The sequence below is a fragment of the Arthrobacter sp. Y3221114 genome (assembly GCF_059092625.1).
On the sequence record NZ_JBNHHW010000009.1, the window covers coordinates 1 to 13,294 of the forward strand.

A 13,294-nucleotide genomic window follows, 5' to 3' on the forward strand; every position below is an offset into this window, starting at 1 on the left:
TCCCCCGCCCCGGCACAGGCTCCGGCATCGGCGCCTGTGCCGGCGCCGGGTCCGGGTCTGGGCGCCGTCGCGTGTTCCCCGTTGGCGGCGATGTCCGCCCGCTCCACGGCCTGGGCGCCGGCGGCCTGCAGGAACTCCACCAGCTTCGAAACGTCCTCGACCGCCGCTACCGTATTGGCCAGGTCCCGGGTGCACAAAGATGCCGACTCGGCGGGAAAGCGGTCAGCGACATCCTGCAGCAGGACAAACGCCTGGGCCAGGGATGTTCCCATCTCCCCGGTGCGGTCCAACGGTGCAAGAGCCATACCACAATTTTATTCGTACACACATTCGATAGCCATCGAAAGGCGCCATTGTGTAGGAGTAGTGCCACGCCACTCAAACAACTCGTAAACCGTGGTTTGAAACCACTGGCAATGAAAAAGCGGCCGCCTGTGAACGGTGCAGGCGGCCGCTGCAGCTGCCCGCGAACGGTCGGGCAGCTGCACTTCACTGATGGTTATAACCCTTCGGTTTAGCGCTTCAGGTTGGTCAGTTCCTGCAGCACTTCATCGGATGTGGTGATGATGCGGGCGTTGGCCTGGAAGCCGCGCTGCGCAACGATCAGGTTGGTGAACTCCTGGGACAGGTCCACGTTGGACATTTCCAGCGAGCCACCGGCCAACGTTCCAAGGCCACCAGTGCCGGCGGTACCCAGCTCGACCTGGCCGGAGTTGGCCGTAACACGGTACGACGACGAGCCAGCCTTTTCGAGGCCCCCCGAATTAGTGAAGTTCGCCAAGGCGACCTGGGCAACGACGGCCTGCGTCCCGTTGCTGAACGAACCCATCAGTGTCCCATTGGGAGACATAGTGAAGGACTCCAAGGAACCCGCCCCATGGCCGTTCTGGCTGTCGAAGGCCACCGTGCTCAGTCCGGCGTAACCGGTGATGGTGGCCAGATTGACCGGGATACCGCCTGCCAACGAGGTAGCTGAAGCCGCCGTGGGCTTGCCATCCGCTCCGAAGCTAAGGGTCGCGGTGGCAGTCCCGTCGGTCACAGTCCAGTCCGATGAAGCGACTACCTTGGTGAACTTCAGCTGCAAAGTACTCTTCGTGCCGTCTTCGGAAAAGACCTCCACGTCGCGGAACAGCTCGGTCCTGTCGGCAGCGTCGGAGGGCAAGTTGCCAGCCATCACCGCTGCGGTCGTCTGCTTGGCTGGTGAGATGGCGTCCGGGGAGAGGTCAATCGCGGTGACCGGACCTCCCGTGGTTACCGCTCCACCGGTGGCCATCCAGCCCTGCAAGATGGCCCCGTCCGGGGAGACGAGGCGCCCCATGGAATCGAGTTCGAAGGCGCCGGCGCGGGTGTAAAGCTGCTCGCCGCCCTTGGTGGTGACGAAGAAGCCGTCGCCGGAGATCATCATGTCGGTGGCCTTGCCCGTGGCCTGCGAGGAGCCCTGGGTGAAGTTGGTGGAGATGCCGGCCACCTGCACACCGAGGCCCACCTGTGCCGGGTTGGTGCCGCCAGCCTGGGCCTGCGGGCCGCCTGCGCCCTGGGTCATCTGGGACAGGGTGTCCTGGAACTGGACGGAGGAGGCCTTGAAGCCGGTGGTGTTGACGTTGGCGATGTTGTTGCCGGTGACATCAAGCATGGTCTGGTGGGAGCGGAGTCCGGAGATTCCGGAGTAGAGCGAGCGGAGCATGATCAGCGCCTTTCGGATCGTGGAACGGACGGGTAATTCAGTGATTGGGAAATTTCGGTGGCGGCACAAGCCGGCTTAGGGGGCAGCATCTTAGGCGGCGGCACCCCCGGTGGTACCGGTGGCGCCGGCTGCGGCGTTGGCGGCAGGATCGCCCGCGGAGGCACCGACGTCGTTAGTCGCTTCACCCGGACCCGACTCCCTTGGCGTGCCGGCGGCGGTAATGCCGGCAACCAGATCCAGCGGGATCTCCCGGCCGTCCACGATCACCTGCGGGACCGGGCCGGCATAGGACACAGAGGTGGCGGTGCCTGTGACCAGGGATCCGTCCGCGCCGTAGTAGCTGACCTCGCGGCCCACCAGCGCCGCGGCTACGCCGCGCATCTGCAGGGAGAAGTTCTCCTCGCTGGTGGTTGTCATGGTGGCGATGCTTTCCATCATGGCCAGCTGCGTGGACTGGGAGATCATCTGGTTGGTGTCCATCGGCGAGCTGGGGTCCTGGTTCTGCAACTGGGTGACCAGCAGGTGCATGAACATCTCGCCGTCCATGGTCTGTTTCGGTGCTCGGACCGGCGGGGTGGTGTACGTCGGGGCGACTGAGCCAACGGGTGGGACGGAGTCGGTGGGCATGGTTCTCCTTGTCTCAGGCCAGCACGTCGAGGCTGGTCGAAATCCCGTAGGGACGTCTCAGGGCGGATGGGTCGGTGGTGTCCGGGGCCGCATCGGCGGCGGTTCCGGTGGCTGCGCCGGGGCGGCCTTCCTGTCCCTGCGGGCCGCCGGAGGGCCGGCCGTCGGGACCGAACTGCATGCCGGGGCGCGCATCGTTCGGGCGGTTCTGGTTGGACAGGTCCAGGTTGGCGTTCAGGCCGGTGGCGGCAAGATCGCGCTTCAGGTCGGCCATGACGGCGCGCAAGGCGTCGCGGCCGGCGTCGTTCGGCGCGAAGAGCTCCACGCGGACGCCCTCCCCCGTCACGTGGGCGCGGATGGTGACCGGGCCCAGGTTGTCCGGCGTCACGCTGATGGTCATCACGTGCTCGCCGGGCTTGGCCTGCGCGAGCGTAAAGAGCGGGCGTGCCACCTGGGCGGTGAACGGCAACTGCTGGTGCGGCGGGACGGGAGCGGGCGCTGTGGCGGGAGCGGCGGCCGCGGGCTGGGACACCGGGACCGGCTGTGCGGCGACCGGTACCTGAATGCCCTGCTGCAGCTGCTCGGTCTCGCCGCGCACCGCGCTGGCCGCGGCTGCCGCGGCCGGCGCCGCTGCGGCTCCGCCTTGGGCCGGAGCGCCCGGCGCTGGTTGGGCGGGGAGCACGACGCCGCTGGGCGGCTGCGTGGGAACGGTTGCCTGGGCTGCGGGCTGGGTGGGAACCGCTGGCGCGAGTGGGCCCGCCGCCTGGTTCTGCGCTGCGTCGCCTGTCGCGGCCGCCGGCGCGACGCCGGCTCCGGTCGCGGGGGTGGCCGCGGCATCAGCCAAGGTTGCGGCTGCTCCAGCGCGGGGGGCGGCCAGGCCAACCGGGCTAAGGGTCCCCGCGGATGCTCCGGCGCCGCCTGCGGCACCGGTGGCCGAGGCGGGCCAGCCGCCGGTAATGCCGGTGCCCATTGCAGTGCCCGCTCCGGCGGCCTGCTGGCTTCCGGTCGCGGCGCCATCTGGCACCGGGGACCGGCCTGGCTCGCCACCTTCTTCGGCGATCGCAGTTCCGGCGCTGGTCGCATCGCCGGCGGTGAGGCCCTGGCCGGCAGCGAGCGGCCAGGTTGACGGAACGCCGCCGAGACCAGCAACTGCCGCTGCCGGATCAGTCGCTGCAGCGTCGCGGGAAGGACCGGCGGCGGACTCGGCCGTGCCGGTGCCCTGCAGCGATGCTGCACCCCGGGCGGTGTCGTTCCGTGCGGCTCCGGCTGCCCCGGCGGCGCCCGCGTGAGTCGTTGTGCCCCCGGCGGAGGGAGCGCCGTCGTGCTTGGAGCGCTTGGCGGAAGCCACGGAACCTTGCTGCAGCGCATCCTGCATGGCGGCATCGAAACGGGGAGAAGAGGAGCGCGGGGCGGACGGCCCGCCGGAACGGGCGGAGGCCGCCGGGGTGACGGGCAGGGAGTTCACGGGCAGGCTCATGCGGTGCGTCCCTTCGCCATGGCCGCCTGGGCGGTGGCCAGCAGATCGGTCAACTGTCCGGCACCGTTGGTGCCCTGGCCGCCGGGGAGCATCGAGGCCAGTCCGGTGTTGCCGGTCTGGCCGGAGAGCATGGCGGTGATCGCGCCGGACGTGCCGTTCTGCCCGGTGAGCATCGAGGTCAACCCGGTGGACGTGGAGAGCTGCGCGGCGGCGATCAGGTCGGTCAGCGCGGTCTGCTGGTCGGCGCTCAACCCGGCGGGGCTGACAGCCGAGCCGGCGCCGGTAGCCTGGACAGAGGACTCCTCGGGCAGGATGCGGCGGATGGTGGTGAGGTTGGAGTCGTTCTCCCAGGCGTCGCGGACCTTAATGGTGTCGCCGGGCTGCGGGGCGTCGATGGCCTTGCCGTTGCCCAGGTAGATGGAGACGTGGCCGCCGTCGAACGAGAAGAGCAGGTCGCCGGGCTTGGCGTCGGCCATGGAAGCCACCGGAGTGCCTTCCTTCATCTGGTCCCAGGTGACGCGCGGCAGGTCGATGCCGATGTCGCGGAAGGCGTGCTGCACGAAGGACGAGCAGTCGAGGCCGACGGACGCGTCGTTGCCGCCCCAGACGTAGGGCAGGCCCACGTACTTCTCCGTGGCCTTGATCAGCTCGGCGGCGGTCCCGGTCGCGGCGGTCCCGGACGCGGCGCCGGTCGCGGGGGTCTGGGCTGCTGCCGTCAGCGCGTCGGCAAACGCGCTTGCCGTGGTGCCGCCCGTGCTGCTGCCCGCGGTCGCGCGGGACGCGGCGTCCGCGGCGGCGGGAGGCTGGGCGAGCTGGGTCAGCGTGGACTGGATCTGCTGGATCCGCCCGAGGGTATCGGTCATGCTCATCGTCCGTCGCCGCCCCGAGCGCCGGTGGACAGCTCGTCCAGCACCAGCTGCTCGCGCCGCAGCTCTTCGAACGCCTCGGCCGCGAGGTGCCGGGTCTCGAGCTTCTCCAGGCCGACGGACTGCTTGCGCACGGCGAGGAACTCCTGCTGTGCCTGCTGCGCCTCGTTCTGCCGGGCCCGGTCCAGGTTTTCCAGATCGGCCAGCATGCTGCGCGAGGCGGAGCGGGCGGCGGCCACGGCGTGCAGCGTGGCCGCATCGGAAACTTCGCTCATGATCTCGCCCAACTCGTCGCGGGCAACCACCACCCGGGCGCCGGACTCGCGGGCACGGTGATTCGCGGCGGCGAGGTTTCCGGCGGCCTGGTCCTGCTGAAGCTGGCGCAGCCGCAGCAGCCCGGCCAGGGGGAAGGATCGTGCCATCTCTACATACCTCCAAGGGTGCGGGCAAGGCGGTTCAGTTGCTCCCACGACTGCGCGGCAGGCGTCTGGTCATCCATCCGCTGCTGCAGAAACAGGTTGATGTCGTCTTCGTGCTGCACGGCCGCGTCCACCAGCGGGTTGGAACCGGGCTGATAAGCGCCCACGTCCAGCAGGTCCTGAGCGGCCTTGCGGGCCGCCAGCACCTTGCGCACTGCGCCCGCGGCGCGGGAGTTCTCCGGGCTGTTGACCTTGGATGCCACGCGGGAGATCGAGCCGAGCGGGTCCACGGACGGGTAGTGCCCGGAGACGGCCAGCTTGCGGTCCAGCACCACGTGCCCGTCCAGGATGGAGCGCGCGGAGTCGGCGATCGGTTCGTTGTGGTCGTCGCCGTCCACCAGCACCGTGTACATCCCGGTCACCGAACCGGTTTCGGCGGTGCCGGCGCGTTCCAGCAGCCGGGCCAGCAGGGAGAAGGTCGACGGCGGATAGCCGCGGGTGGCCGGCGGCTCGCCGACGGAGAGGCCGATCTCGCGCTGGGCCATCGCCACGCGGGTCAGCGAGTCCATCATCAGCATCACGTCCGCCCCGCGGTCGCGGAACGATTCGGCAATCCGGGTGGCCGTAAAGGCGGCGCGCAGCCGCATCAAGGCCGGTTCGTCGGAGGTGGATACCACCACGATGGACCGGGCCAACCCGGCCTCGCCGAGGTCGTCTTCGAGGAACTCGCGGACTTCACGCCCGCGCTCCCCGACCAGCGCGATCACGGAGACCTCGGCGTCGGTGCCGCGGGCGATCATGGACAACAGCGAGGACTTGCCCACGCCGGAGCCGGCAAACAGGCCCATACGCTGGCCCTTGCCCACGGTGGTGAGCGTGTCCAGCACGCGCACGCCCAGCTGCAGGGGCGTGTCGATCCGCGCGCGGTGCATGGCGGACGGGGTGTCGTTGTCCAGCGGGACCAGCGAGTCGAAAACCAGCGGCCCCTTGCCGTCGATCGGCCGGCCCATCCCGTCCAGCACCCGGCCAAACAGCCCGTTGCCGGTGGGCACCAGCACCGGTGCTCCCTTGGCCTTGGCCGGGGTGCCGGTATTGATTCCGGTGAGCCGGCCCAGCGGCATGCAGCGGATGCTGTCCCGGCCGGTGGCCACGACCTCGGCCTCGACACCCTGGCCGTCGCCAATGAGCACCAGGTCGCCGATGGCGCAATCAAGCCCAATGATCTCGACGCCGAGGCCCACTACCGAGGACACCATCCCATAGCGCTGGGGCCGGGCTGCTGCCAGCGCGTCGGTGAACCGGTCGGCGCGGGGGCGCCAGGCGACGGCGGTCACTGCCGGGCCTCCAGCAGCGCAGCCTTGGCGCGGGCCAGCGCGGTGCTGATCCGCGCGTCCAGAAAGCCGTCGGCAAACTCGGTGACGGCGTCCCCCGGCGCGAGTGACGAATCGGGGCTGAAGCCCACGCCGGCCTGCTCGCGCATTTCCGGCGCCAGCATGGTCAGGTCGGTCGGGTTCATCCGGACGGTGTGCACGCGGGAGGCATCCACCCCGGCCATTGCCCGGGTGAGGGCCGAACGGGCGGAGGCTGCGCCGTCGGACAATTCATGGCCCAGGATGGCTTCAGCCAGTTCCATGGCCGCGGCGGCCAGGGTGTCCTGCGCGGCGGCCAGCACGGGTGCCGCGCGTTCTTCCAGGGCACGGGTGGCCGCACCCAACGCGGCCACTGCCTGCTGCACGCGGGCGCGGGCGTCCGCCATTGCGGCGGCGTGGTCCTGCTCCATCGCCAGCTGGCGTTCGCGCATCAGTTCGGAGCCTTCGCGCATGCCGGCAGCGTATCCGGCGGCATGGCCGCGGACCCTGGCTTGTTCGAGCGCCTTTTCCTGCGAGTCGTCGCTGCGCAGCTCCGTGTAGCGCAGCTTGGCGAAGGCCCCGCCCCCGGTGTTCAGCTCGGGGAAACTCACCCTGGAGAACGCGGCGTCAGTAGACATATTCGTCCTCCTCCGCTGCGCGCTGCACCGTGATGATGCCGCTGGCCTCGAGCTCGCGGATCGAGCGGACGATGTCCGCCCGCGCCTCTTCGATCTGCGACATGCGCAGCGGGCCGGTGGCCTTGATCTCGTCGTCGAGGATGTCGCGGTTGCGTTCGGAAACGTTTTTGCGGATCAACTCGGTGACCGGTTCGCTGGCGCCCTTCATGGCCACCGCGAGCACCGCGATCTCGATGCCGCGCAGCACCTGCTGCACGTCGCGCGGTTCCAGCTTGGTGATGTCTTCGAAGGTGAGCATCCGGGAGCGGACTTCCTCCGCCAGCTCCGGGTCGCGTTCGTCCAACGCTTCCAGCAGCGCGCGTTCGGTGGCAATATCCGCGCGGTTGATGATGTCCACCAGCGGCTGGACGCCGCCCACGACCTCCACCTGTTGACGGGGTACGACGGCGCCGGCCCTCACCTTGAGCGTGTCCGCCACAATCGACACGGCTTCGGGGGTCGCGGTTCCCATGGTTGCGATGCACTGCGCTACCTCCGGCCGCACCGAATCCTCCAGCCCGGCGATCACCGCGGACGCCTGCTCCGGGCGCACGTGCGCGAGCACCAGCGCGATGGTCTGCGGGATCTCGCCGCTCAGCAGCGTGATCAGCTGGCTGGGGTCGGCGTCATCCAGGAACTCGAAGGGTTTCCCGGCCATGGACGTGGCCAGCCGGTCGAGCACGCCGGCGGCCTTTTCCGCGCCGAAGGAGGCGGCCAGCAGCCCGGCGGCGAACTCCCTGCCGCCGCGGGGCCGGCGCCGGCCCTTGACCGTCATGTCGTGGAATTCCTTGAACGCCTCCTCGGCAGCCTCGGGATCCACCCGGCCCATGCTCACGAGCTCGGCCGTGATCAGCTCGGCCTCGGCCTCGCTGAAGCGCTTCATGACCTCGGCGGCCCGGGCCTGTTCCATCTGCATCAGCACAACCGCCACCTTCTGGGTGCCGGTCAACGTGGTCAGTAACTCGCTCATGCGTTCTGCTTGTCATCCATCAGGGAGCGCAGGAAGTCGGCGGTCTTGTCCGGTTCCTGGGCGGCCAGGGCGTCGATTTCCGCCCGCTTGCGGTTCATTTCCTTCTGCTCGTCAGACAGCTCCGGCGGGCCGGCGAGCTCCAGCGCGGTGGTGTTCGGGCCGGTGACCACGGGGATCGGTTCCGGAACGATGATGGGCTTCGCGGGAAGCTGCAGGTCCTGGGGGGCCTCAATCTCGGGCTGGAAATCCTGCAGCTCGCCCAGGTCCACCGGCTCGCGGTTCTGCCGGCGGGACCAGCGGGCGTAGACCAGCAGGGCGATGATCACCAGCAGGATGATGCCGGCGGTGATGATGGCGGTGCGGATCAGCTCGGCCTGGCGCGCGGCTTCCTCGGCGGCCTGCGCTGCGGCCAGCGCCTCGGCGGCCTCCTGCGCCCCGGCGGTGTTGAACGGCACGAGTTCGACCGTGACCTCGTCCCCGCGGTCGGCGTTGATGCCGGCGGCCGTGGTCACCAGGCCCTCGATGTTGGCGACGTTCAGGGCACCGGCGGCGTCGGCGTCCAAGGCCACGGACACGGTCTGGCGATTGATCGCCCCGGCCGGGATCGCGCGGGTCTCGGTCACCTTGTTCAGCGCGTTGTTCTTGGTCTCCGACTCGGAGGTGAAGGTCCCGTCGCCGGCCGTGTCGCCCGGTACGGCGATGTTGTCCGGGCCCAGCACGCCGGCCGCTCCCCCGCCGGTTCCCTCGTACTCTTCCGTCTGCGTGGACTCGTTCAGGGCCGGTGCGCCGTCCGGCGTCGTGAACGTCTCTTCCACGCGCTCGGCGGACTCGTAGTTCATGTCCGCGGCAACCACCACGGAGGAATTTCCGGGCCCGACCACGCGGTCCAGCATGCTCTGCACCGAGGCGCGGACACGCTCTTCGTAGTCGGAGGCCTGCTTGTCCGCGGAACCCGTGGCGCCCACGCCCACGGCGGAGAGCACGGTGCCGGCGGCGTCGATGACGGCGACGTTCTCCGGCTTCATGCCGTCGATCGAGGCGGACGTCAGGTGGACGATGGCCTGCACGTGGTCGGCGGACAGGGTGGTCTTTTCCGTGTCCACGAACACGGAGGCGGTAGCCTCGCCCTTCTCGGCGACGAAGACCGTCTCCTCCGGGATGGCCAGGCGTACGGAAGCGGTCTTGACGCCGTCGAGTGCCTCGATGGTGGACGCCAGTTCGCCTTCCAGGGCCCGCTTGTAGGTGACGGACTGCTGGAACTCGGAGGAGGTCACGCCCATGTCGTCCAGCAGCGAGTAGCCGCCGGTGGACGAGCTCGGCAGGCCGGCCGAGGCGGCCTTGAGCCGCTGGTCGTAGACGTTCTCCTCCGGCACCAGGATGGTCCCGCCGCCGTTGGTCAATTCGTACGGCACGCCGTCGGTGCGCAGCTGCTCCACGATGGTGTTGGCGTCGGCCGCGGCCAGCCCGGAGAACAGCGGGGTGTAGGAGGGCTTGGACGCCCACGTCGTCAGGGCGGCAATGCCGAGCACGACGACGGCGATGCCGATGATCGCGATGGTGCGCTGGGCGACGGTGAACTCGCTGACGGTTTTGCCCAGCTTGGAGAACCAGGAGGAGACCTTGCCGGGCATCAGGCCTGCATCCTCATGATCTCGTTGAAGGCGTCAACGCCCTTGTTCCGGACGGCGGCCACGAGTTCCAGCGTCACGGCGGCGCGGGTGGAGGCCAGGGTCGCGTTGTGGATGTCGTTCAGGTCGCCGGTGACGGCCTGGATGGCCAGCTCATTGGACGTGGACTGCAGCTGCTGCAGGTTGTCGATGGCACCGGTCAGGGAGGTGGCGAAGCCGACGCCGTCGGTGGCCTGTGGAGCTTCGGCGGCCGGCAGATAGCCGGTGCCGGTCACGCCCTGGATTGGCGGAATGGATGACAGCGGCATCAGTTGCGTCCAATCTGGAGGGCGGCCTCGTAGGTCGTCTTCGCCCGGTCCACCACGGCCGCGTTGGCCTGGTAGCCGCGCTGGGCCAGGATCAGGTTGCCCATCTGCTGGGACAGGTCGATGTCCGGGTAGCGGACGTAGCCGTCCTCGTCCGCCAGCGGGTGGTCGGGCTCATGGACCATGCGGCCCTCGGCCTCGCCGAATTCGGCCCCGGCCACGTACACGCCGGAGACGTCCTGGCCTTCCTGGGCGATCACGTAGCGGGCCTGGAAGGCCGCGCCGTCGGTGCTGGCGGCGTTGTTCGCGTTGGCAAGGTTGTCGGAGACTGCGTCCAGCCACTTGCGGTGGACGGTCAGGCCGGTGCCGGCGATTCCAATGGCGTCGAAAGTCATCAGTTGGTCCTCATCGCCGTGCGGACGCCGCTGAAGGGACTTTCCGCGGCACGGGCTGCAAACTGGTAGCGCAGCACTGTTTCAATGTTGGAGAGCGTCTCGGTGTCCAGGTTGACGTTGCTGCCGTCCAACCGGGTGGGCTCCAGCGAGCGTTCCATCGTGGCGCTGGCGCTGCCGTTCCCGCGGGCCACCGATTTGGCCAGTGCATCCTCGAATTGGACGCGCTGTGCATGGTAGCCGGGGGTATTGACGTTCGCGATGTTGTTGGCGATGGCACGCTGGCGCATGGCGAGGCCGTCCAGGGCGCTCTGCATGGCAGCCCCCGTCACAGATTCGAACACAGCAAAGACCCGTCTTACTACTGGCATGTGGGCGGCCGATCCATGGCCTGTTCGGTGAGCGATCCGTGCTCACTATCCAGTTATCGGCAGCAGACGGGAGCGCGTTAGGTGAATCCTGAGATTGGTTAACCGTTTACGTCTAGGTAGACGGAACGCCCTGATGTTCCGGGGGTGGGGACGGCGTCCAAGAGCGCCGATTCCTGCCGGTTTTGTCGCATGTCGGCGCGCAATTCACGAATGACTTCCTGCTGCGCCGCGGCCAGTTTCGTGGCCCGCTCCACCAGCTCGTCCGGAATCGGTCCCAGCCCCTGCGGGGCCTTCCACTGCGCGACGGCGGTGCGCGGGCTGCTCACCGCAGCTTCATCGGTCTTGTCCCCGGGTGCGGCAACGTCGGCTGGCGCGCTGCTGCCCTGGCCTTCGGTGCCGGCAGTTTCGGTGAGTCCGCTGGCGTGGCTCCCGATGTTGGCCGTTTCGGTGAGTCCGCTGGCGTGGCTCCCGGTGTCGGCCGTTTCGGTGAGTCCGCTGGCGTGGCCACGGGTCTCGGCCGCCTCGGCGAGAGCCAGTTCGAGTTGGTCCAGCACGGCTGTCCAGCGCTCCAGCGCGGAAACTTCGTCCTCCGGCATGTCAGGCGATGCCAAGTTCGCCGCCGAGGCCGGCGCCACGGGCGGGCTGTGCCGGGAGCTGCCCGGCGGCCTCGTGCCAGGCCTCGCGCAGCGGCTCCAGCAGTTCAATGCATTCGCGGGTCCGGGCAGCATCGCGGTGGATGTTCGCGTTCATCATTGCGGTCAGCGTGTAGGTGTAGAGCGCTTTCAGGCCCTCTCCCCCATCCCACACGTCCGTCTTCAGCGAGGACATCAGCTCGGACACGATGGCCTGCGCATGGATCAGGTTCTCGGACGCCACCGACCAGTGCTGGTTCTGCTGTGCGGCCTCTGCCCGGTTCAGGTCCAGCAGCAGCCGGTCATAGAGCATGGTCAGCAACCGGGCCGGCGTGGCCGACATGATCGCGTCACGCTGGAACTGGTTGCGCTTGGCTTGGGCACCGAAGCCCGGCCCGTATGTCAGTGTCATTTCTTCGTGCTCCCCCATGAGGGCAGGGTGGCCAGCTGCGAGTTGAGCCAGTCCCCCTGCGACTGCAGGCCGTTCAGTGTTACTTCAAGTTGGGCCCAGGTACGTTCGAGTGTGGAGCGGCGTGATGCGAGCCGGGTGTCCCAGCTGCTTACCTGGTCGTTCAGACTGCGTACCAGTGATTCCTGGCCTTGAATTCGCTTGGTGATGGCGCCGTCGTACTTGTCCGAGGCATCCGTCGCAGCAGTAGCCACGCGACCGGCGATCGTCTGGACCACCTTCTCGACCCACGCGGAGTCTTCCTTCATCGCCTTGCCGAACTTGTCGGCATCAAACTCAATCGAGCCGTCCTTGGTGACGCTGATGCCGATTTCCGACGGCGACCGTCCCTCGATCGGACTAATGGCAGCGGTCATCATGCGCTGCTGAATGTCACGGACGCTGCTGTCCCCGGTGAAGATCCCGCCCTTGGTCGTCGTTGACCCGGTGGACGTGGAGACGTTCACGGAGGAGTTCTTGGAGATGAAGGCGAACAGGTCCTTCAAGCCGTCAACCAGCGCCTTGGATTTGGCGCTGACGGCCTCGTCGTCCCGGGTGATCGTGATGGTTGACTTATCGCCGAGGACCGAGTTAGCGCCCAAAGTGACGTTTACACCTGGCAGAAGGTTTGTGAACGTGTTGGACGACGAGAAGATGTTTTGTTCTGCCTCTGTTCCGGCCCATAGCTTTACTTGAGCGTCCCTGGCCTCACGAATTGTTGCCGACCCAGGCTCCGCCAAGAGGTCCGTGATAGAGCCGTCTGCTCGTTTGAGAGCTATTCCGAACGTCTTTTCGGTGCCGGAGTCCGTTGCCGAGAACTGCAGCCGGAACTGCTCCTCGCCGGTATCCGGATTTCTTCCGGCCGCCACCTTCATGGCCGTGACCCCGGAACCCGATTCATTCACCGCCTTCACTACTTGAGCAAGTGTCATGCTCGCGATAGGGACGTCGACCTGTCCATCTTTCAAGGCGATGGTCAGGACATTCGCGTCCTCGGGCCACTCACTTTTGAGCGCGGAAACTGAAGTCTGTGCTTGCGCTACCTGGACTATATCCAGATCCATCGAACCGCCGGTGGCGCCTTCGCTCACGGAGACACTGAGCTTCTCAGAGCTGCTTGTCGCAGAGTAGATACTTAGCGCGTTCGCCTTGCCGGTGTCCCCGGCAATTTTCCCGAGGTCGGAGATCCTCGTGTTCAGCGCTTGAAGTGCGCTGACCAGCGTCTGGGTGCTGGAAACCTTGTTTTTCAGGAGTGCTTGCGGACGCGCTTCCAGCTGCATGAGCTGGTTAATCATGGTTGCGGTATCCAAACCGCTGACCATGCCGCCAATCGAAAACGCCACGCCAGTTCCTCCTGAAAGAAGCCTGTTTACTGGAAGAGATGCTGACGCCCGGCAGCGAAGAGTGTGAGGTCCAATTCGTTCGCCTCGCTGCCGGGCCGCATTCAGCCGT

Annotated in this window: 16 protein-coding genes; all 16 read right to left on the reverse strand. The window is 67.9% G+C overall.

Annotated features, from left to right (window positions below; all coding sequences use genetic code 11):
• Positions 1 to 305: hypothetical protein (locus AC5RV3_RS16415; protein WP_494123026.1), on the reverse strand; the 305-nt coding region annotated here is incomplete at its 3' end.
• A gap of 209 nt (positions 306 to 514) precedes the next feature.
• Positions 515 to 1,684 (reverse strand): flagellar hook protein FlgE, encoded by a 1,170-nt coding sequence (locus AC5RV3_RS16420; RefSeq protein ID WP_494123027.1) that lies wholly within the window; start codon positions 1,682 to 1,684, stop codon positions 515 to 517.
• Between the two features lie 90 nt (positions 1,685 to 1,774).
• Positions 1,775 to 2,311: a flagellar hook assembly protein FlgD gene (locus AC5RV3_RS16425; RefSeq protein ID WP_494123028.1), complete on the reverse strand. Its 537-nt coding sequence runs from the start codon at positions 2,309 to 2,311 to the stop codon at positions 1,775 to 1,777.
• A 13-nt stretch (positions 2,312 to 2,324) separates the two neighbouring features.
• Positions 2,325 to 3,785, reverse strand: coding sequence for a flagellar hook-length control protein FliK (locus AC5RV3_RS16430; RefSeq protein WP_494123029.1), 1,461 nt, complete (start codon positions 3,783 to 3,785; stop codon positions 2,325 to 2,327).
• Positions 3,782 to 4,648: a C40 family peptidase gene (locus AC5RV3_RS16435; RefSeq protein WP_494123030.1), complete on the reverse strand. Its 867-nt coding sequence runs from the start codon at positions 4,646 to 4,648 to the stop codon at positions 3,782 to 3,784. Before AC5RV3_RS16435 ends, AC5RV3_RS16430 begins: the two co-directional genes overlap by 4 nt.
• 2 nt (positions 4,649 to 4,650) lie before the next feature.
• Complete coding sequence (locus AC5RV3_RS16440; RefSeq protein WP_494123031.1) at positions 4,651 to 5,073, reverse strand: flagellar FliJ family protein; 423 nt, start codon at positions 5,071 to 5,073, stop codon at positions 4,651 to 4,653.
• Positions 5,074 to 5,075: 2 nt separating this feature from the next.
• A complete protein-coding gene (locus AC5RV3_RS16445; protein WP_494123032.1) occupies positions 5,076 to 6,404 on the reverse strand; it encodes a FliI/YscN family ATPase in 1,329 nt (442 codons plus the stop codon).
• Positions 6,401 to 7,057 carry a FliH/SctL family protein gene (locus AC5RV3_RS16450; RefSeq protein WP_494123033.1) on the reverse strand — a complete coding sequence of 219 codons (657 nt, stop codon included), beginning with the start codon at positions 7,055 to 7,057 and terminating at the stop codon, positions 6,401 to 6,403. Before AC5RV3_RS16450 ends, AC5RV3_RS16445 begins: the two co-directional genes overlap by 4 nt.
• Complete coding sequence (gene fliG / locus AC5RV3_RS16455; protein ID WP_494123034.1) at positions 7,047 to 8,066, reverse strand: flagellar motor switch protein FliG; 1,020 nt, start codon at positions 8,064 to 8,066, stop codon at positions 7,047 to 7,049. The genes AC5RV3_RS16450 and fliG overlap by 11 nt, the downstream gene beginning before the upstream one ends.
• The gene (gene fliF, locus AC5RV3_RS16460) at positions 8,063 to 9,697 is read right to left on the reverse strand and encodes a flagellar basal-body MS-ring/collar protein FliF (RefSeq protein WP_494123035.1); all 1,635 of its coding nucleotides are present in this window, start codon (positions 9,695 to 9,697) and stop codon (positions 8,063 to 8,065) included. Before fliF ends, fliG begins: the two co-directional genes overlap by 4 nt.
• Positions 9,697 to 10,002, reverse strand: a complete 306-nt coding sequence (gene fliE, locus AC5RV3_RS16465; RefSeq protein ID WP_494123036.1) for a flagellar hook-basal body complex protein FliE — start codon at positions 10,000 to 10,002, stop codon at positions 9,697 to 9,699. Before fliE ends, fliF begins: the two co-directional genes overlap by 1 nt.
• Complete coding sequence (locus AC5RV3_RS16470; RefSeq protein WP_494123037.1) at positions 10,002 to 10,394, reverse strand: flagellar basal body rod protein FlgC; 393 nt, start codon at positions 10,392 to 10,394, stop codon at positions 10,002 to 10,004. Before AC5RV3_RS16470 ends, fliE begins: the two co-directional genes overlap by 1 nt.
• Positions 10,394 to 10,735, reverse strand: a complete 342-nt coding sequence (locus AC5RV3_RS16475) for a flagellar basal body rod protein FlgB (RefSeq protein ID WP_493967254.1) — start codon at positions 10,733 to 10,735, stop codon at positions 10,394 to 10,396. The genes AC5RV3_RS16470 and AC5RV3_RS16475 overlap by 1 nt, the downstream gene beginning before the upstream one ends.
• Positions 10,736 to 10,860: 125 nt before the next feature.
• The gene (locus AC5RV3_RS16480; protein ID WP_494123038.1) at positions 10,861 to 11,358 is read right to left on the reverse strand and encodes a hypothetical protein; all 498 of its coding nucleotides are present in this window, start codon (positions 11,356 to 11,358) and stop codon (positions 10,861 to 10,863) included.
• 1 nt (position 11,359) lies between these two features.
• Positions 11,360 to 11,806 carry a flagellar export chaperone FliS gene (gene fliS / locus AC5RV3_RS16485; RefSeq protein WP_494012703.1) on the reverse strand — a complete coding sequence of 149 codons (447 nt, stop codon included), beginning with the start codon at positions 11,804 to 11,806 and terminating at the stop codon, positions 11,360 to 11,362.
• On the reverse strand, positions 11,803 to 13,185 hold the full coding sequence (gene fliD, locus AC5RV3_RS16490) for a flagellar filament capping protein FliD (protein ID WP_494123039.1): 1,383 nt from the start codon (positions 13,183 to 13,185) through the stop codon (positions 11,803 to 11,805). The genes fliS and fliD overlap by 4 nt, the downstream gene beginning before the upstream one ends.
• Between the last annotated feature and the right edge of the window lie 109 nt (positions 13,186 to 13,294).